At 50.2% G+C, this 21,313-nt stretch carries 13 protein-coding genes and 1 pseudogene; 11 read left to right on the plus strand and 3 right to left on the minus strand.

Annotated features, from left to right (window positions below; genetic code table 11):
* Nucleotides 1–248 (minus strand): annotated as a pseudogene (locus tag B157_RS0118495) (ISLre2-like element ISRsl1 family transposase); the annotation flags it as partial.
* Nucleotides 249–314: 66 nt separating this feature from the next.
* Nucleotides 315–1,340 (minus strand): IS5 family transposase, encoded by a 1,026-nt coding sequence (locus tag B157_RS0118500; RefSeq protein ID WP_020604797.1) that lies wholly within the window; start codon nucleotides 1,338–1,340, stop codon nucleotides 315–317.
* Between the two features lie 727 nt (nucleotides 1,341–2,067).
* On the opposite strand from B157_RS0118500, the gene B157_RS0118505 reads away from it, so the two are divergent.
* From B157_RS0118505 to B157_RS0118535, 7 genes are all read left to right on the plus strand, one after another.
* Complete coding sequence (locus tag B157_RS0118505; protein WP_020604798.1) at nucleotides 2,068–4,194, plus strand: type 1 glutamine amidotransferase family protein; 2,127 nt, start codon at nucleotides 2,068–2,070, stop codon at nucleotides 4,192–4,194.
* 135 nt (nucleotides 4,195–4,329) lie between these two features.
* A complete protein-coding gene (xylA, locus tag B157_RS0118510) occupies nucleotides 4,330–5,670 on the plus strand; it encodes a xylose isomerase (protein ID WP_020604799.1) in 1,341 nt (446 codons plus the stop codon).
* Nucleotides 5,671–5,790: 120 nt separating this feature from the next.
* Nucleotides 5,791–5,949 carry a PLDc N-terminal domain-containing protein gene (locus B157_RS0118515; RefSeq protein ID WP_245565139.1) on the plus strand — a complete coding sequence of 53 codons (159 nt, stop codon included), beginning with the start codon at nucleotides 5,791–5,793 and terminating at the stop codon, nucleotides 5,947–5,949.
* Nucleotides 5,946–6,416, plus strand: coding sequence for a nuclear transport factor 2 family protein (locus B157_RS0118520; protein WP_020604801.1), 471 nt, complete (start codon nucleotides 5,946–5,948; stop codon nucleotides 6,414–6,416). The genes B157_RS0118515 and B157_RS0118520 overlap by 4 nt, the downstream gene beginning before the upstream one ends.
* A gap of 428 nt (nucleotides 6,417–6,844) precedes the next feature.
* The gene (locus B157_RS0118525; RefSeq protein ID WP_020604802.1) at nucleotides 6,845–8,077 is read left to right on the plus strand and encodes an ROK family transcriptional regulator; all 1,233 of its coding nucleotides are present in this window, start codon (nucleotides 6,845–6,847) and stop codon (nucleotides 8,075–8,077) included.
* A gap of 153 nt (nucleotides 8,078–8,230) precedes the next feature.
* Nucleotides 8,231–8,674, plus strand: a complete 444-nt coding sequence (locus B157_RS0118530; protein WP_245565129.1) for a redoxin domain-containing protein — start codon at nucleotides 8,231–8,233, stop codon at nucleotides 8,672–8,674.
* A gap of 87 nt (nucleotides 8,675–8,761) precedes the next feature.
* Nucleotides 8,762–10,294, plus strand: coding sequence for an FG-GAP repeat domain-containing protein (locus tag B157_RS0118535; RefSeq protein ID WP_020604804.1), 1,533 nt, complete (start codon nucleotides 8,762–8,764; stop codon nucleotides 10,292–10,294).
* 16 nt (nucleotides 10,295–10,310) lie between these two features.
* Here the strand turns inward: B157_RS0118535 and B157_RS0118540 are convergent, their stop codons facing one another.
* Complete coding sequence (locus B157_RS0118540; RefSeq protein ID WP_020604805.1) at nucleotides 10,311–11,465, minus strand: glycosyl hydrolase family 18 protein; 1,155 nt, start codon at nucleotides 11,463–11,465, stop codon at nucleotides 10,311–10,313.
* A gap of 222 nt (nucleotides 11,466–11,687) precedes the next feature.
* On the opposite strand from B157_RS0118540, the gene B157_RS0118545 reads away from it, so the two are divergent.
* The 4 genes from B157_RS0118545 (at nucleotide 11,688) to B157_RS0118560 (ending at nucleotide 21,217) form a co-directional block, all read left to right on the plus strand.
* A complete protein-coding gene (locus B157_RS0118545; protein ID WP_020604806.1) occupies nucleotides 11,688–14,789 on the plus strand; it encodes a SusC/RagA family TonB-linked outer membrane protein in 3,102 nt (1,033 codons plus the stop codon).
* Complete coding sequence (locus B157_RS0118550) at nucleotides 14,786–16,399, plus strand: SusD/RagB family nutrient-binding outer membrane lipoprotein (RefSeq protein ID WP_020604807.1); 1,614 nt, start codon at nucleotides 14,786–14,788, stop codon at nucleotides 16,397–16,399. Before B157_RS0118545 ends, B157_RS0118550 begins: the two co-directional genes overlap by 4 nt.
* Before the next feature lie 223 nt (nucleotides 16,400–16,622).
* Entirely contained in the window at nucleotides 16,623–19,901 is a 3,279-nt protein-coding gene (locus B157_RS0118555; RefSeq protein WP_020604808.1) for a VCBS repeat-containing protein, read from the plus strand.
* Nucleotides 19,898–21,217 (plus strand): vanadium-dependent haloperoxidase, encoded by a 1,320-nt coding sequence (locus B157_RS0118560; protein ID WP_020604809.1) that lies wholly within the window; start codon nucleotides 19,898–19,900, stop codon nucleotides 21,215–21,217. The genes B157_RS0118555 and B157_RS0118560 overlap by 4 nt, the downstream gene beginning before the upstream one ends.
* Nucleotides 21,218–21,313: the final 96 nt, after the last annotated feature.

Here is a 21,313-nt window from a genome sequence, read left to right on the forward strand (position 1 = left end):
GCTCACTATTAGCTATCTGTATGGGTCCAAAGCGTGTTTTCATCTTTTTTTTTACGACGATCAGTCGGTACCTGACTCAGACTCTTTTCCAGGACTTGTCGCCCCAAGTCGAGCCAAATCTCCTCAAATGACTTCTCGTAGTCATAGAAGGTAGGCTTACTTCTGAGGGCTTTGAGTTCGCTATATTTCTGGCGGGCCAAAGCCACATATTCTTCTTCGGTGAAGGGCAGGGAGTGTTCGTCAGGCATGCCCTAAGCTACGACATGGTTGCGACAATTTGAATTGCACCCCTTTACATGGGCTTTGTTGCATGGCTATGTGGTTTCTCGTTTGACCGCCTTAGGCATTCCCAATTTAGTGAATCGGTTTAGACAGGTGGCTTTGATTTGAGCCTCTGTCTGTTGGTTGGCTAATGAGTGAGTCGACAACCGCTCGCCGAATATCATCTTCCAACGAAACATGGCTGTTTCTGCTTTACTGCGCCGGTGATAGCCACTTTGGCGTTTCCATTCGGCTAAACCACTGGCTGCAATATGCGTAAGAGTTTCATTACGAGGGTGTAGCAACTCATCGCCGACTTCGTCTGTCCAGACTACAGCGTTGGATCGAGGGGGTATCAAGGGAGTAATATGGCGTAGCACCATCTCATCATAAACTTTCACCTGGTCGTAAGCACCATCTCCGCTCAGTTTGGCGATAGGATACGCAATCTGAGCCACTAATGGCTTGACCATCTGGGCGTCACTGATCGCGTTGGTTGTCAAGCTAACAGCATGAATCTCGTTGGTGGCTTCGTCGGCCACCAGATGCAGCTTACGCCAGGTACGGCGTTTGTCCGCTCCATGCTTCCTCACCTTCCATTCACCCTCTCCGTACACTTTCAGGCCCGTACTGTCGATCACCAAATGAATAGCTTCAGGGCAGGTATCGCTGGGAGGAGCGGGAGCAGAAAAGGGCTTCAGGACAGCTTGTCGGCGACAGAGTTGAGTATAACTGGGTACATGCAAATTCATCTTCATTACTTCTAACAGGCTCTGAATCAATCCTTGTGTTTGTCGAAAGGCCAGTTGAAAGACGGCTTTCAAGGCTAAGGCCGCCTGAATGCACTGATCTGAATAGCGAAACAGTCCACCGGGTGTACGTGGTCCCTGATAGTACCATTGAGCCAACGTGTCTTCATGAAGCCAGAGGGTCACAAAACCTCTGTTTATCAGTGCTTTATTGTATTCTGGCCAGTTGGTAAGCCGGTACTTTTCTTTTTTAGTCTTTGGCTCTTTGGGTTCCTGTTGAGTTGTCGGTGGTTGGTTGTCAGCTTGGGTAAAAAAGCGTAGTTTTGGCATAGCACCGGGCCGTAAGGCGGCAGCTTTGTAGGTTTGGCGATCTCAAAGTTCGCCATTCCGGTGCTTTTTCATTCAGTAGATGTAGCTTCCAACGGGGCCATGCAACAAAGCCCTTTACATGATGAAATTCAGAATCAGAAAAGGGGCAGGAAATCTGTAGCAACAAAGAGTGCATTTCAAACTATCGCTAAACGGCCATTATGTATAAATACGACTCAGTGTGCTGTCTGACCAACTACTAACCCGATGACATTCATTAGAATTTTATCTAATCCACTATCCAGCAACAGATTACATTATCCTCCCAACCATTTTGACGGGTAACTATCTTTCGTAAAGTCTCTCTGGCTAACTCTGCTTAGATGTACCATCGCATAACAAAACCGGGCCGCCGATGCGGTCTAAAATCATGGGCGTCGTTGGATAGAAATGGCCATCAATGGACGTAGCTAAGGCGCACCGTCGCTGATAAAACCAGCTTAACTCCCTGTCTTTTTTGAGTATCTACCTACGCCCCAAACCGGAGGCTGAATTAGGCAGCATACTAATCATGAGCACCATACTACACGGCAAATAGCGATGCGTGAAGCGCATACATAAAGGGGAAAGCGGAACAGATGGCGATAATATAGGAACTTGTTGAAACCTGTTACGCCGTTCACTAAGTTTACGCGTGGTTGTAAAACCCCCAACCAGTTGGCCCCTTGCAGCAACCAATAAATAAGAGATGTATATACCAGCTAAAAATACGCTTTATATCAGCCTTTGGCCACTATTGATCAGCATTACTATTTCGTTGGGGGCACAGGCGCAACCAAACCGTAATCAGCCAGCCAATAGCTACCTAAAGCTACCCTCAACCAAGCCGAACGCGACCGAACGCGGCCCGACCGAACGCGGCCCGACCCGTCGTTTTTTCGGAATGCACTTCGATTTTCACGCCAACGCGAGCGATGCGCAGATTGGCCAAAACCTTTCGGAGCAAAGCCTGGATTCACTCCTGACGGCCATCAAACCAGATTTTATTCAGATTGATTGCAAAGGCCATCCGGGCGTTGCCAGCTATCCCTCCAGGGTGGCTAACGCTACCACAGCTCCGGATTTAGCTAAAGACCCGCTGGCCTTTTACCGGGCCGTGACCCGGAAACACGGCGTGGATTTGTACGTGCATTATTCAGGTGTTTTTGATGTCGCTGTTCTGGAAAAGCACCCAAACTGGGGCGTTGTAAAAGCAGATGGCAGCATGGACAAAGCCAACACATCCGTATACGGCCCCTACGCCGATTCTCTCCTTATTCCCCAGCTAAAAGAAGTAGCCGATTACGGTGTCGATGGTGTTTGGGTAGATGGCGACTGCTGGGCAACGATCCCGGATTATTCGCCAGCCGCTCTCGCCCGGTTTCAGGCAGAAACGGGAATACAGCCTGGTCCGGGTCATAACTGGCCACGCTCGGATAAAGATCCAAATTATGACGCATTCAAAAATGCTGCCCGTCAGGCATTTATCCGATACGTAGGACATTATACCGACGAACTACACAAACATAATCCGGCTTTTCGGGTGGCTTCCAACTGGGCGTATTCGTCCATGATGCCGGAACCGATCACGACCAATGTCGATTACCTGTCGGGCGATTTAACGCCCGGTAACAGTGTCAATACAGCCGCTATGGAAGGGCGAATTCTGGCAGCCCAGGGTCAACGCTACCATAAACCGTGGGATTTGATGTCGTGGAGTTTCTGGTATCAGTTTGGCCCCACCATGAGTGGCGACCAGAAAACGGCGATACATATGAAGCAGGAGGCCGCCCAGGTCATTGCACTCGGTGGGGGATTTCAGGGCTACGTCCGCCAGAAACACGATGCGTCCATTCCGCTGAACGAACTGCCGGTGATGGCCGAACTCAGCCAGTTTGTCCGGGCGCGGCAACCGTTTTGCCAGGGTATCACCCCAATTCCGCAGATAGCGGTTCTGTATAGCGATGTCACCGTCAAAAAGTTTGATCAGAAACTGTTTAGTCGGGATCAGGCATACCGGATGCAGGGCGTACTGACGGCCCTGCTGGATGCTCAGTTTCCGGTGGAGGTTCTTTCCGAGCATCACCTCACTGGCCGCCTGAGTCAATACCCGCTCATTGTGGTATCGCAGCAGGATTCACTGGCTCCATCTTTCCGACAGGAATTGCTCGATTATGCCCGACAGGGGGGCAATCTACTCCTGATCGGGGTAGCCACAACGAAGAGCTTTGCGGATGAACTGGGCATTGAACCCATCGGACAGGCAACGGCCAGTACCCGATGGGTTCACTATAACGGTGCGACAATGGTGCTCAACGGATTATTTCAACCCGTTCAGACTACAGCAGGCGTTGCGTCTTTCGGGCAGATAAACGCCCACGAGTACGGCGGGGTAATACCAGGCGTTGCCGCCAGTACCATACCATTTGGCAAAGGGAAACTAATGGGCGTATATGCCGACTTAAGCCAGAGCTATATCCAGCATCAATCATCCAAGGCCCGTGATTTCATAGCTACGCTGGCCCATACCCTGCTACCCAATCCGGTAGTGACCGTAACAGGCTCTCACCTGGTACATGTCATAGCCAACCGATTGGACAACCAGCTAGCCATAAACCTAATTAATACCGGCGGTCGCCACGCCGACCCACAGGTATTTACATACGACGAAGTACCGCCCCTCTCGAACCTGACTCTTACAATTCACACCAAAAAAAAGCCTGGCAGAATTGTACAACAACCTGAAAACAAACCCTTACCATTTACCTATAAGGCAGGTGTTGCTACCGTAACCGTACCGAAACTGATGATTCATTCGGTTTTGATCGTGGAGTAACGTTCCTTATACAAATGAATACGTCCAGACCAGTTCCCGTCAGAAAACCAGTAGCCTATAAAAGACATTGTCCAGATAGACAGGAGAAACTACCTTTGGCTTTCTTTAGCACGTATTACATCAACTCCCATTTTCATGTCTGATAGTAAACTAACACTAGGCGAAAAAACGTATTTCCCGTTCGTTGATAAGCCGATTCAATACGAGGGCCTCGAGTCTGACAACCCAATGGCGTTCAAATTTTACGATGCCAACCGCACCATTCTGGGTAAACCCATGAAGGATCTGTTCCGGTTTGCAACCGCTTACTGGCATACCTTCTGCGGTACCGGGGCCGACCCTTTTGGTCCGGGGGTGAAGCATTTCCCCTGGGATGCCAAAGCCGACCGGCTTGCTGCGGCCCACGACAAAATGGATGCAGCGTTTGAGTTTATCACCAAAATAGGCATGGAATTTTACTGCTTTCACGATGTGGATGTAGCACCGGAAGGCAACTCGAATGCTGAGTTTGAGAAGAATTTCCGCGCCATTGTGGATTATGCCAAACAAAAGCAGACGGCCAGTGGTGTTAAACTGCTGTGGGGTACGGCCAACCTGTTCTCGCACGAACGCTACATGAACGGAGCCTCTACCAACCCCGACTTCCACGTACTGGCCCACGGCGGCTGGCAGGTGAAAAACGCCATCGACGCCACTATCGAGCTAGGCGGTTCGGGCTATACCTTCTGGGGAGGTCGCGAGGGGTACATGTCGCTGCTGAACACGAATATGAAGCGAGAAACAGAACACCTGGCTAAGTTCCTGCAAATAAGCAGGGATTATGCCCGTAAGCAGGGATTCAAGGGGGCATTCTACATCGAACCAAAGCCGATGGAACCCAGCAAGCACCAGTACGATTTCGACGCGGCTACGGTTGTTGGCTTCCTAAATCAGTACGGCCTGCAGGATGATTTTGAGCTGAACATCGAAACGAACCACGCCACCCTGGCCAACCACACGTTCGCCCACGAATTGCAGGTAGCTGCCGACAATAACATGCTCGGCAGCCTGGATGCCAACCGGGGCGATTACCAGAACGGCTGGGATACCGACCAGTTTCCGGTGGATGTGTATGAACTGACCGAAGCTATGCTGGTCATTCTGGAAGCGGGTGGCCTGAAATCGGGTGGGGTAAACTTCGATGCGAAGACGCGCCGGAACTCCACCGATCTGGAAGATATCTTCATTGCCCACATTGGCGGGATGGATACGTTTGCGCGGGCGGCCATTGCGGCTGAAGCCATCCTGAATAAGTCGAAATATAAACAACTCCGCGCCGACCGGTATGCCAGCTACGACTCAGGCGAAGGCGCTAAGTTCGAGAAAGGGGAGTTGACCCTCGAAAACCTGCGCGAGTACGCTATGAACAACGGCGAGCCAAAACAACGCAGCGGCCAGCAGGAATTGTACGAAATGATCGTAAATCAGTACATTTAGCATCCAAACAGCCCTTATAGGGTAAAAAAAACCTATAAGGACTGCAAATTTTCCGGCATCATGTACGGATTTATTGGTTTAGGCGCCCTATCGCTTTTCTTTTTCGTGATCGCGGGTGGCATGGTCACGCTCCTTCCTTTCATTACACTTGTCCTTGTAATCCGAAGCGATTTTCGTTATCCAAGTGACAAAGTAGTGTGGATTATAGCTATTCTTTTTCTGAACCTGATTGGTGCGGCTCTCTACTTTTTTATCGGTCGAAATCAGCGCAAATTATGAAACACCTATTCTTACTGATCATGCTGTTTTCGGGCATCCCGGTATCTGCTCAACGTAGTAGCAACGAAGAAGCGGCTGTGAAAACAACCATAAACAAGCTATTTGAGGGAATGCAAAAAGCAGATTCAACACTACTGAGACCACTATTTACAGCAACGGCCAGGCTTCAGACAGTGGTGAACAAAGAAGGAGACATAACGGTGCATGATGATGCCATTGGTACGTTTATCAACTCTATCGGTAAAGCAAAGGCTGGTTCCCTGGATGAGCGTTTATCGGGTATGGAAATCAAGGTTGATGCAGAACTGGCTACAGCCTGGACACCCTACGTTTTTTACTTTCAGGATAAAAAAAACCATTGCGGTGTTAATGCATTTACCCTCGTAAAAATGAATGGTAACTGGAAAATTCAAACCATTATCGACACGCGCCGAAACGATAACTGCCCGGATTTACCGAAACAATAGCCCTTTTCATTCAGTACCCGGCAATAATCCAATGGCAGTGACTCGTTGCCACACGTCTTCATCAGGCTATACCTCCTGTAAGCCATTCCGTACAGGTATACGCTCCTTTCATCTTAATGGCCCTGATTTTGCGCTACTCCGGCGAGTAGAAAACTGTTACGATTACGACCCGGCGGTGTAAATCACTCACCTAAAAGTAAGTTTCTACAGTAGCTAAGGAACCGGAAACCGTTTTAACCAAGATAACTCATTTGGTAAAATCGATTTTTGACCCATTCTGACGGAAGGATTAAAGGAAAGGTTCTCGCTGAATAACTTCATTATCAGGTAATCCAGCAAAATGCTTTTCTTTGACTGGTAGAAAGTGTGTAGTCACTCAATTGGAATCAATATCATAATGAATAACCTATTTTACTAGCTAACAATTAATGAATGCTGACATTGTCTTTGACGAAGAACGCCCTGAACAACAGTCGGTTGTTGATTACAAGAAAAACCAGAAACAACGAAAGTTGCTGGCCTATCTGTACGCCGAGGGAACCTGCACCCTGGCACGTCTGACAAAGGTGCTCCATAGCAGCGTACCCTCCGTAACGAATCTGGTCGATGAATTAATTCAGGATCAGTGGGTAACACCCATAGGAATGGGGTCGGGCAGCAACGGTAGGCGACCCGTACTTTTTGGCCTGAACAGCCAGTACCATTACACGGTAGTGCTGGATATAAGTACCCACGATACAAAAATCCTGTTTATGAATACGCAGCGAGAGGTTGTTCACCGCTGTGATTATCCGCTCCAGTTAATAAACAACCCCGATTACGTACTCTCTCTGGTGGATTGTTTTACGATGGCCCTGACCGATTCTGGTCTATCGTTGGGTCAGCTTATTACCGTTGGCGTATCCATGCCCGGTTTGGTCGATGCCCGGCGCGGGATAAATCTGACGTATAAAAATCTGAGTAAGGGCTACGACTCCCTCACGCAATGCCTGTCGGAGAAGTTGAGCAAACCGGTTTATATACTGAATGATACCAAGGCTACGGTGCTGGGCGAAAGCCGGTTCGGCAACGCGAAGGGTAAACAACAGATGCTGGCAATCAATATCGACTGGGGCGTTGGTTTGGGGATTTTGGTCAATGGCCATGTATTTCAGGGAGCCAGTGGGTTTGCCGGTGAGTTGGGCCATATTCAGGTTGAACCGGAGGGTGAATTGTGCCACTGCGGTAAAATCGGTTGTTTAGACACCGTCACGTCAGCATCAGCACTGGTCAGGCGGGTACAACGCGATATGCAGGCTGGTCAGGTATCCAAGCTAGCCGTTTTCCGCCATGAAATAGACAAGATTGATATCGACGAAATCATTAGCGCGGCCCGCCATGGCGATTCATACGCCATTGATGTTCTGCACGAAGCCGGTTTGCAGCTGGGAAAAGGCCTTTCAGTGGCAATCAGCCTCTTTAACCCCGAAGTCATTATTATTGATGGCGTACTGGCCGAAGCCGCTACATTCATCCTGAACACCATTGAGCAGGCCATCAACAAATACTGCCTCAGTGATTTCAGAAATGACTTGACCATCGAAATTACGCAACTGAATGGAGCCGCCAAATGGCTGGGCACCCACGCGTATATGATGGAGGATATTTTTGCCAACTATTGAGGGAAGGAAATGTACAATGAGCAGTGGATAATAAATGAGGTAATACCAAAATCAGTAAAGCGCCTGACTGTCGATAAATTATCATTGTACATCATTCATTGTACATTATTCATTGCTTTACTTATAACTGGCTTTGTTCAGCGGAAACTTCCATTGCAGCAACCCCTTCGGGTCCTTATTTTTCTGGATACGGAATGCCCCATTTGCCAGCAAACAGCCAGCCGGGTTCAGGAAATGGCTGTCCGTTATAAAAGACGAGTGCAGTTTGACGCCATTTACCCCACCGAAACGGTTACGCTGGCTGAAGTAAACGAATTCAACCAGACGTATAAACTGACCATCCCCCACCAGCTTGACCCATCTCATAAACTGGTAAAGAAGTACAAGGCAACCACTACGCCGGAAGTTCTGTTGATTTCAGCCCAAAACAAGGTTCTATACCGGGGTAGTGTCGATAACCAGTTCTACCGGCTGGGAAGAAGTCGCCCGGAACCCACCGAATTTTACCTCAGTGATGCGCTGACAGCCGTTATGGCCAATAAACCGGTCGCCATTCGACAAACGAAACCCACCGGCTGCCTGATTAATCAGAACTGAATCTCCTGCCTGTCATTTTCGTTAACAGCATACACGATAACCAACCTGTCTGGATAACAACCTATCAGGAAGGCCCTGACAAACCGAATGAGTAGACCAGACAAAGTGATTCCGGGGCTCGTGTTGCTGTCCTTTCTGACCATTTTCCAGCTATCGTTCCAGCAGTTGGACAGAAACGAAGGCGCACAATTGGCCCGGCAGTATTGTGGTTCCTGCCACCTGATGCCTGCCCCTGAAAGCCTGCCCAGCCCTATCTGGCAACTGAATATTCTGCCCGCGATGGGCAGTTATCTGGGTATTCGCTACATGGGCTACGACCCTTACTATAAGTTAAAGCCAGCGGAAGTTGCCCTGCTGAAAGAGGAGCATATATTTCCCGAAAAGCCGGTTATTGATGAAAAAACGTGGCAAAAAATTGTAGCCTATTACGTCGAAAACTCACCTGCCCAAAGTCCACTCGATTCAACGCGACGCTACCGCAGCCAGCCTCTTTCTTTGTTTCGTGCTCAACCCGTAGCACTGGGCAAAACGACGGGTTCGCTGGTAACCGCCGTTGCGTATGATTCGCTGCGCCGGGAGTTGTGGGTGGCCGAACCGGACAAACTTTATCGCTGGAACTCCAAAAAGGGGCTAACCCACAACTACGACCTACCCGGCACTATAGTGGATGTATCCTTTCGGCCCGATAACCGGCTGTTCACCGAAATCGGTACGCTGCTCCCCTCCGAAACGGCCATAGGGTCCGTTTTCTCCTTCACCGGCGACAGCCTGAAAGCCGTTCTGACCAATAGCCATCGGCCGGTCTGCTCGTTGCTGGTGGATTTGAATAATGACGGAACCGATGAATTGATTACTGCCAACTATGGCCATCGGACCGGCTCACTTTCGCTGTACACTCGGCATGGTAGTCCAGGCGACCTATCGGAAACGGTGTTGCTGAAGCAGCCGGGGGCCATTAAAGTGTATGCGAAGGATATGAATAATGATGGCCGGAAAGACATTGTTGCCCTGTTTGCTCAGAACGACGAAGCTATTTATATTTTCTACCAGACGGACAATCTGCAATTCACCGCCAGGAAAGTACTCCAGTTTGAACCCCAGTACGGCACCAGCGATTTTATTCTGCTGGACTATAATAACGATGGCATCGACGATATCGCCGTTGTGCACGGCGACAACGCCGACTATTCGTATTGTCTGAAACCGTTTCATGGCCTTCGCCTGTTGCTGGGCACCAAAGACCATCAGTATAAGGAAGCGTTCTTCTATCCACTCTACGGGGCCACCCGCCTACAGGCCGACGATTTCGACCAGGATGGGGACATTGATTTTGCCGTTTCGGCCTTTTTCCCGGAACTAACGTATCTGGCTTCAGAGAGTTTTGTTTTCCTGGAAAACACCAACGCCAGCCGCTTCAGCTTCACAACGCACACACTGGGCATGGCTACTCCCGTCAAATCACTAACCCTCGAAAAAGCGGACATCGACCACGATGGCGACCAGGATTTGATTCTGGGCCAATTCGGGTATTCGCCGGTAGCAGTCCCCCCGGCTTTGCAGCAACAGTGGAATACGGTTCCTTATAAACTCGTCGTGCTCATCAATCAGCATCGTCCCTAATTGCCAGCAGGATGAATTACCACAATCCCTGCACCAGTTTGTTCAGTAGTTTATCCTGCTCCAGGTCGTAGATATACTCCCAAAACATGACACCAGCCAGTTTTTTGTCTTTCACGTACTCGATCTTCGGCACAAACGAGGCCTCGTCGGCGTAGGAGATAAAGGTTTTCGAGGTTAGATTCCACAGATAAGGAGCCTTCGCATCATCGTCCCAGTAGCGTACAAACCCGTTTTTATTGATGTACTCCTTTGCTAGTTTGTCATGGCTGATGAACGAATGCTCGCCCGTGGCTGATTGAAAAAGGCCATTGTTTTTATCCTGCACCTTGCCCCAGCCCCGTCCGTAGAACGGTAGGCCCAGCACAATTTTGTCCGCCGGTACCCCCGCCCGAATATGGCCCTCCACCGCATCGGCGGAACTATTACGCGAATGATCACCCAGTTTAGACTGATATAACGGGCTATGGTGGCCTGTAACAGTGTCATTCCCGTGATAGAGGTCATAGGTCATGATATTGACGTAATCCAGATACGCCTGCGCTTTACCCAACTCCGTATGATTGACAAACGCGGTGTCGCCACCGGTGGCTGCCGTGAGCAGATAATGATTGGGACCGGTACGATTGTCCCGTTTCCCCTGTACATCCAGCCGATCCCGAATTGCTTTCAGGAACAGAGTGTAGTTTTGCTTATCGGCGGGTCGGAAAATATTTCCCGCTCCTACCTGCGCCGGATATTCCCAGTCAATGTCGACCCCATCGAGTTGATGTCTGACCAGTAAATCCACGGCACTAGTGGCAAATTTCTTACGGGCATCATCGGTTAGAGCCGCATCAGAAAAGTATTTGCAGCCACCCCATCCGCCAATTGAAATAAGTATTTTCAGATTCGGGTTGGCAGCTTTCAGGGACACCAGCGTAGCCAGATTAGCCTCATCCTTCTTCGATATGGGTGCCAGTTCGCCATTCTGCGCGGGTACGGCGAAAGCGTAGTTGATATGGGTCAGTTTATTAGGATCAATCTGATTTTTAGTCCAGCCATTACCCGTTACGTAACCAATAATGACATACGGTTTTTTTATACCGGCTGTTTGTGTCCTCACAGACGAACTGATAAAAACAGACAGGGTTAAAAAGAGAAGAACGGAAGAAACAAGTAACAAAAACTTCATCAATAATCAGCTTGAGTAGTTATACTTATTTAACAATAAAGTCCAATAACAGTAAATATTTTAAAATTGTCTACTATATTTCGAAATATTTTTAAAAATAAAAAGATATTTGCGGATAACCTCATTTATGCCAAATAGTGTGGAGGTCAACAAAAACTATTATTTTCGTGTAAATGGAGTTACCCCAAATAATTCTTACTTAACTAACTAGCAGTCCTACTTATGAGACAAAAACTACGCAAAACCTTCAAGGAGGTTTTACTCTTCCTGGGCGTCTGGAGTTTGCTGGCGCTATCGCCTGCCTTTGCTCTCGACAGCGAAGTGACAGGGCGGGTAACGGATGAAAAAGGTGCCGATGTGATTGGTGCCTCTGTTACCATCAAAGGCTCTAACCGAGGTACCAATACCGATGCCAATGGCCGGTATAGAATTATGGTTCCCGACGGCAACGCCGTACTGGTGTTCTCCTACATTGGCTATAGCAAGCAGGAAGTAACCGTTGGAAACCGATCAGTTCTCGACGTAAAACTGGAGCCGGGCAGTTCTGTTCTGGACGAAGTGGTGGTAACGGCCCTGGGCGTAACCAAGGATACCCGCAAAATCGGCTATGCCGTAACAACCATTAACGGCGATGTGCTGACCAAAGCGCGGGAAACCAACATTGGTAACTCGCTGGCGGGCCGGATAGCGGGTGTAAACGTAAAAAGCGTTAATGGTGGACCGGGCGGAACATCCAAAATTCTACTACGCGGTGTTCCCAGTATCAACTCGCCGGGTTCTCCCCTTATCATTATCAACGGCGTACCAATGGATAACACCCAGCGGGGTAGTGCCGGTGAGTGGGGTGGTGCTGACGGTGGCGATGGCCTGGGTAACATAAACCCGGACGACGTAGAAACCATGACTGTGCTGAAAGGGCAGGCCGCTTCAGCTCTGTATGGTGCAAGAGCCTCGAACGGGGTTATCCTGATTACGACCAAGAAAGGGAAGCGTGGGGATTACTCCGTTGACTATAACATGAACCTGGTGGCCGAACAAGCCATTAACTATACGGATTTTCAGTACGAATACGGTCAGGGTATTGGTGGGGTTAAACCCACGACGGCGGCAGCCGCTCAGGCAACCGCCCGCTTTAGCTGGGGCGCCAAACTAGACGGAACACAGGTTATCCAGGCCGATGGTAACCAATATGCCTACTCAGCCCAGCGGGACAACATCAAGAACTTTTACCGAATGGGGTCAACCTTTACCAACACGGTATCGGTCACGAAAGGGGGCGATAATGGCTCGTTCCGTCTGTCGGCATCGAACCTCGACAACAAGTCAATTCTGCCTAATAGTGGATTAGGCCGTAAAACCTTCACGCTGACCATTGACCAGAACATAACGCCTAAACTAAGTGTGAGTGTTCTGGCCAACTACATTGACGAGAAAGTTACGAACAAACCCATCTTGAGCGACGGCCCCATGAACGCCAACAACGGGCAGTTTTTGGCCACTAATATCGACGAGCGGATTCTATCACCGGGTTATAATCCGGTAACAGGCCGGGAGATTATTTTCAGCGATGATGAGTACGTTACCAACCCGTACTTTGTTCTTAACCAGTTTGTCAATAATGTAAGCCGAAAGCGGTTGATTTCGATGCTGTCTACCCGGTATCAGTTTACCGACTGGATTTATGCACAGGGACGCGTTGGTTACGACAACTCCGCCGACCGTATCTTCAAGGTAACGCCTTACGGAACAGCTTATTCAAATGGTACCAAAGGGGGACTGGACGAACTCTCAAACGCCCAGCGTGGCGAATTGAACATCGATGGGCTGATTGGTATCAATAAATCAATCACGTCCGATTTCACCATTGACGCCCTTTTAGGCGGTAACATTCGGAGAAACAATTACGAGAAAATCGGCGTGAACGGTAGCCCTTTCGTACTGCCTTACCTGTACAGTTTCAATAACGTCGTGAATTTTGGCCGTTCGTATGACGTAGCCAATACAGAAGTGCATTCAGGCTATTACAGCGTTGACTTAGGATACAAAAACTTCCTGAACGTAACCACGACGGGGCGTTACGATGCGTATTCGACACTGCCTTCGTCGGCCCGGACTATCTTTACGCCTTCTGTAAACGTGGCTTTTGTTTTCAACGATTTCCTGAAAATGCCGAGCCTGAGTTTTGGTAAGTTACGGGCGGGTTATGCCGTTACCAGCGGTGAACCCACCACGCCTTACGGAACAAGCATTTACTACGGCGTGGGCAACGCCATCAATGGCATTGCAACCGGCAATTTCAGTTCCAACCTGCCCAACCTGTTTCTGAAGCCGTTTACCAAAACCGAGCTTGAAGTTGGCCTAGAACTGAAGTTTTTCGGCAATCGCTTGGGCTTCGACCTGGCTTACTACACCCAGCAAACGCACAACGAAATCCTGCCGGCTCAATACAGTGCTTCGACCGGGTTTACCAGTGGTGTAGTGGGCACTGGTTCCATTCAAAACCGGGGTCTGGAAGTGCTGGTAACCGGCACACCCATCAAAACCGCCAAATTTGGCTGGAATACCTCGCTTAACCTGACATCGGTAAAAAATAAAGTATTGCAAACCGATGCCAACAATAACCCTATTGGTTTAGGATCAAACCGGGCTACGCTAGGCAATGCTACTACGGCATTTGTAGTGGGTCAGGCCGGGCCACAGATTCGGGCGTATGATTACAAGTATTCAACAAACGGCCAGATCATTGTGGATGCATCGGGCCTGCCGGTTCGGGGAAATTTAGTCAATTTGGGTACTGTATTACCAACCCTATACGGTGGCTGGAATAACGATTTCACGTACCAGGGTTTCAATCTGTCGTTCCTGATCGATTATAACTACGGCAACAAAATCCTGTCGGCTACGGAGAACTACGCCTATCGCCGGGGACTGGAGAAGGCCACGCTGGTAGGCCGGGAAGGTGGTATCACTACGGGTGTTGTAGAAGGGGGCGCAGCCAATACCGTTACGGCCACCGCTCAGGCTTACTACACAGCCCTGGCTAACAACGTAACTAAAATCAGCGTAGTAGATGGTGATTTTATCAAATTCCGCCAGTTCACATTAGGCTACACTATTCCGGCCAGTGTGCTGACCAAAGTACCCCTGATTAAGACGGTAAACATCTCGCTCGTGGGCAGAAACCTGTTCTACATCACCAAAAAGGCGACCAATATCGACCCTGAATCCACGTTTGGAGCTAATCTGCAATACGCCGGTATTGAAGGCACCAGCCTGCCCGCTTCCCGTACGTATGGCTTCAACCTGAACATTAAGTTTAAATGAAATCAATCATGAAAAAAACGCTCATAGTCCTAGTATTTCTGACCGGGCTGATGCAGGTGTCGTGTACCGAAAATTTCGATGCGCTCAATACCAGCCCAACCCAATCGTCGGCGGCCAGTTTTGATGCTAATCTGTTGCTACCAAGTATTGAATTCAACAGTGCTAATACAAGAACCGGGTATGCGGGCGCCATTCTTTTCCAGAGTATGTGGATACAGATTCTGTCCTCTACCAGTTCGGGAGCCGCCACGTATTACTCCAACGCCGATAAATACGTGATTTCCAGCAACACGAATGCGTATATTCAGAGTGTCTGGAATAACGATTATAGTGCCGCCAGTTACGCCTTCCAGATGGAGCAGCTCACTGCTGATAAGCCTGCGCTGGTTAACCTGAACAATATGGCCAAAATCATGCAGGTGTACTGTTATTCGACCATCACGGATGTGTATGGCGATGTTCCTTACACCCAGGCCCTACAGGCAAAAACAGGTACGACACTGCCTGCCTACGATTCGCAGCAGAGTATTTACACGGCGATGCTAGCCAAACTTGAAACAGCTACGGCCGCGCTAAGCGCAGCCTCTCCGCTGCCCACAAACGATGCGTATCCGTACAAGGGTGATGTTAGCAAATGGAAAAAGTTTGGCTATTCGATGATGCTCAAATTAGCCATGCGTCTAACTAAAGTAGATCCTGCTACGGCTAAAACCTACGCCGAAAAAGCAGCTGCCGGGGGCGTTTTTGCCAGTATCGACGATGATGCTTACATTATGGCCGATAACTCGAAAGGGTTCACGAACGGAAATGGTGCGGCCCTGAGTACGCTGGCCGACATTTACTCGGTGCGGTGGAGCAAAACCCTGATCGACTACCTGAAGGCGACCAATGACCCCCGCCTGAGCGTGTCGGCCGAAGTGCCTCCCGCTGGCCTAGTTGCTAACCAGAGCATTGCCGTAGCAGGCGACATGACCCCGGCTGCGCAGATAGGGCAGCCCAATGGTTATGACCTGAACGGAGGTGCCACCGATATAACCAAAGCTCCTAACTACCCCGGTGGTACGGGAACCGGTGCCGATGCTACCCCTATCGGAAAATACTCACGGCCTACGCTGATCTATCGCAACCGCGATGCGCCAATCTTTGTACTGACGTATGCGGAAACCGAGCTGCTGCTGGCAGAAGCCGCTACCCGTGGCTTTAACGTAACGGGTACGGCTGCCAGTCACTACAAAAATGGCGTGGTAGCGGGTATATTGTCGCTGGCGAAATATGGCGCAACAGCAGTTGTTAGTCCAGCCGTTGCAACGGCTTATGCCGATGCAAATCCGCTGGTAGCGGCCAATGCGCTCAAGCAGATTAATGAGCAATATTGGGCCACCACCGGCTTGCAAATGAACTTTGTAGCCGCCTGGAACAACTGGAAACGTTCAGGGTTTCCGGTGCTGACCCCCGTAAATTACACGGGTAATTTCTCGAATGGCATGATTCCCCGTCGGCAACCGTACCCAACTGGCGAAGCAACGCTGAATACAGATAACTACAACAATGCCGTTGGTAAACTAACCGGACCAACAGACTGGATCACCCGTATGTACTGGGATAAATAAGGTACACAACGACCCGGCCGGGAAGTAATTCATTCTCTGCCGGGTTGTTTTCATACCGGTACGAGTTACACGTTATCAGCAAAATGTACCGTAGCCGGATGGGGCAAATTTCCCTCATCCGGCTAACTTTACGTATTGGTTCGTTATAGGAGTATCTATGAATGCACCCTCTCTCCCCATAACATCGCCTAAAAAATACGGCTTTAGGGCAATTACAGCCGCTTTGTGCTTACTCGTTTCACCGCTCCCTGCCCAAACGACACTCTTCCAGCTTCTTCCCGCTTCTAAAACGGGCATCGACTTCACCAATCAGATTGACGAAAACGAAAGCCTGAACGTACTTTCCTACGAATACTTTTACAATGGCGGAGGTGTAGCCGTTGGCGATGTAAACAACGATGGTCTGCCCGACCTTTTCTTCACCGCCAACCTCAAACCGAATAAGCTCTACCTGAATCTGGGTGGGCTGAAATTCAAAGACATTACCGCCGAATCGGGCGCGGCACTCGCTGGCCGGTCCGGCGGCTGGAAAACGGGTGTCAGCATGGCCGATGTAAACGGTGATGGACTCCTTGACATTTACGTGTGCTACTCCGGAAAAACGGATGATGCCACGCGCCGGAATCAACTCTTCATAAACCAGGGCAGATCGGGCAGCGCGCCCGTTCGGTTCGTTGACCAGGCAGCGCAGTATGGCCTGGATGACCCCAGTTATAGTACACAGGCGACCTTCTTCGATTACGACCGTGATGGCGACCTGGATATGTTTCTGCTAAACCATAACGTCAAGAAATACGACAACATGGAACTAGCTAGACTACACGGTGAAACCGACGAACGAGCAGGCAACAAATTGTTCGAAAATCAGAAAGGACACTTTGTCGATGTCTCCAAAAAAGCGGGCATTTTCCAGTATCCGCTCACCTTTGGCCTGGGCATGATTACGGCGGATGTGAATCAGGATGGCTGGCCCGACATCTATGTCACCAACGATTACAACGAACCGGACTACCTCTATATCAACCAGAAAGACGGCACCTTCAAAGACGAAACCCAGGCCCGTTTCCAGCATCTGTCCCAATTTTCGATGGGCGTCGATATTGCCGATTTCAACAACGACGGCCTTCCCGATGTGATGACCCTCGATATGCTGCCGGAAGATAACCGTCGGCAGAAACTGCTGCAGTTGCAGGAAAACTACGAGTCTTTTGAACTGATGGTGCAGCAAAAACTCCAGCACCAGTTCATGCGGAATATGTTGCAACTGAACAACGGCGATGGAACATTTTCCGAGATTGGTCAACTGGCAGGCGTATCTAACACGGACTGGAGCTGGTCTCCCCTGCTGGCTGATTTCGACAACGATGGTTATAAAGACCTGTTCGTGACCAACGGCTACCTGCGCGATTATACCAATAAGGATTTCCTGAAATACTGGGGCGATTATAAAATTCGTAAAGCCATCGACCGGGAACCTGTGCAACTTATGGACCTGGTGAAGGCGATGCCCTCGACCCGTATTCCCAGCTACATTTTCCGGAATAACCACGACCTCACATTTACTAATAAACAGCAGGAGTGGGGGGTTAATACGCCCGCCATCTCAAACGGGGCCGTATACGCCGACCTGGATAATGACGGTGACCTCGAACTGATTGTCAACAATATCAACGAACCAGCTTTCGTCTACCAGAACCTAAGCCGGGAGCAGAACAAGTCGGCATACCTCCAGCTTAAACTCGTAGCGACAGGCACCAACCGCAACGCCGTGGGGGCACAAATTACGGTGTATAGCGCGGGAAACCGCCAGTATCAGGAGTTGAATCCCGTTCGGGGTTATCTGTCCAGCCAGTCGAGTACGCTGCATTTTGGGATGGGCACCGCTACCGTAATCGATTCTATCCGTATCCTCTGGCCCGACCAGTCCCGGCAACTACTCACGCAGGTAGCCGTTAATCAGCAGTTGACCATTGAGCAGCAGGCCACCCCGGAACGAAAAAAGAGCCGTCCAACCAAACCAGCCGAAGCCGTTTTCACAAAGGTCGACCCAATGTTGCCCTACACCCACGAGGGCTACACCGAAAATGACTTCAAACGGCAGCCCCTCATGCTCTGGATGTACTCGCACACGGGGCCCGTACTGGCCAAAGGAGACATCAATAAAGACGGACTGGATGACCTGTTTACCAGTGGCGACCAGCAAAAAACGGGGGCAGTATGGCTCCAGCAACCGGGCGGAACGTTCAAAAAAGAGGAGAAACTGACCATTGGCGATGAAACCGTTTCGGCCATTGCTGCGGCCGTTTTCTTCGATGCCAACGGCGACGGATTCGATGATCTCTACGTGGCCAAAGGTGGTTACTCTTTGTTTGAAGTCAATACCCCATCTCTGCAGGACGAGCTTTTCCTGAACGATGGTCAGGGCCATTTGAGCCTGTCGCAAAACCGGCTTCCCAACCTTAGTGCCAGTAGCAAATCCTGCGTTCGGCCCTGGGACTATGATGGCGATGGCGACCTCGATCTGTTTGTAGGAGGGCGGGTTGTTCCGGGCCGTTATCCCGAAGCTCCCCGCTCCTACCTGCTTCAAAATGATGGTAAGGGAACGTTCACCGTGGTGCAAACGCCCTTTTCCGCGGTTGGGATGGTTACCGACGCGAAGTGGGCCGACATGGACAGCGACGGACGGGCCGACCTGGTGCTTTGTGGCGAGTTTATGCCGGTCAAAGTCTACCACAATACCACGGCTGGTTTCATCGACAAAACCGAACAGTATTTCCCGGAATCAGCACCCGGCTTCTGGTTCTCGCTGGCCATTGCCGACCTGAACGCCGACGGCAAAAACGATATTGTAGCGGGCAATCTGGGGACTAACTCGCAGATAAAAACGTCCGTTCAGGAACCCGCGGAGCTACTCTACGCCGACTTCGATGATAACGGCTCTATTGACCCCTTCTTCTGTTTTTACATTCAGGGCAAAACCTATCCGTTCGTTAGCCGGGATGAATTGAACGACCAACTGTACGGCATGCGCCGGAAGTTTGCCTATTACAAGGATTACGCCAACGCCACAGCTTCCGATATTTTTCCGGCCGAGGCCCTGGCTAGTGCTAAAAAACTAACCGTCACCGAAACCCGCTCTGTCTGTTATCTGAGTACTAGTGGCGGAGCCTACACGAAGCACTCCTTACCCATTCAGGCCCAGTTTGCGCCGGTTACTACTATTCTGGCGCAGGATTTTAACCACGATGGCCAGACGGACCTGCTGTTGCTGGGAAACAAGTCAGATAATAGGCTCAAGATTGGGAGCATGGATGCGAACTACGGTTGTTTGCTGACGGGTAACGGCAAAGGGGAATTCACCTATGTTTCTCAGCCCAGTTCCGGGCTGACCATTACCGGCGACGTAAAATCGGTGGTACCCATCACCATCAATAAAACGAACGAACTACTGATCGGGGCATTCAACCAGCCACTTCAGGTGTATAAACCAACAAAGCCATGACACGACTGCTGCTTTTCTGGCTGCTGTTCAGCTCGCTGGCCCACGCTGAACCAAGGACACCCAGGCCTATAGACGCTCATTTGCAGCCTGCGGTCTTTGCGCTAACGATGGTCATGATTCACGATGTAGCCAATCCGCCCGCTGCCAGCCGTTTTTATACCTACTGCCTGCTGGGAGCGCACGATATTGTAGCCCGGCATCAGAAAAAAATCCCGTCGCCCTCCCGGCTCATCCACGATTTTCCGCTGGTTTCACTGGACACCAAAACAGGGTACGATTACCAGGTGGCGGCTCTTTACTGCATTCTTGAAACCGGGCGGCAGCTACTGCCATCGGGCTACATGCTGGAAGAGGAACAGAAGAAGCTATTGGAAAGCCTGCTGAAAGAAGGCTACAGTCAGGCCGTTATTGACCAATCGGTATTGGTGGCGCAGACCGTTACCAAACGGGTGCTGACGTATGCCGTTGCCGACAATTACCGGATATTAAGCACTAAAAGCCGTTACCGCCCCCTCAAAGGCGATGGCTACTGGTTTCCCACTCCTCCCGGCTACATTGAAGCCATTGAACCCAACTGGCGAATCATTCGCCCCATGATGCTGGACTCCTGCTCTCAATTCAAACCCGCCCCGCCAGTGGTTTTCAGCCAGGATACCAGCAGTGCTTTTTTTGCGCTTACCCGCGAAGTGTATGCGGTAGGAAACAACCTGACGGATGAGCAACGAGCCATTGCCGCTTACTGGGACTGCAATCCATTTGCCATCAACACATCGGGCCACATGATGATTGGTTTCAAGAAAATAAGCCCTGGTGGGCATTGGATGAACATAGCCAGTCTGGCTAGCAGCCAGGCGAAACTACCATTTGAGCAGGCCATTATGGTGCAGTCGCTGGTAGCCATGACGTTGATGGATTCATTTATCAGTTGCTGGGATGAGAAGTACCGCAGCAATCGAATTCGTCCTGAAACAGTGATCAATCGCTACATCAGCCCACGCTGGCAGCCGCTTTTGCAAACGCCCCCGTTCCCTGAATACACCAGTGGGCATAGTGTTATTTCGACGGCGGCAGCTGAGGTATTGACCTACCTAATGGGTGAGAATTTCGCCTTTACCGACAACACCGAGATTATTTTCGATTTGCCCGAACGGTCGTTTACTTCGTTTAAACAGGCGGCCGAGGAAGCGGCTATTTCCCGGTTATACGGGGGTATTCACTACCGGGATGCTATTGTAAATGGTCAGACGCAGGGCCGGATAATTGGCCAGTTTATCCGTCAGAGAATAAAGCAGGCTGGGGTGACCCCCATCCATTAAATCCAAAATACCCGCCAGCGAGAAGGAGTCTATTCACATAGCTATCAAAATAACCCCAACGCTGAACCGACAGTAACTACCATGCACGATAATGCT

The organism is Spirosoma spitsbergense DSM 19989 (genome assembly GCF_000374085.1).
In the GTDB taxonomy this organism is placed as follows: Bacteria; Bacteroidota; Bacteroidia; order Cytophagales; family Spirosomataceae; genus Spirosoma; species Spirosoma spitsbergense.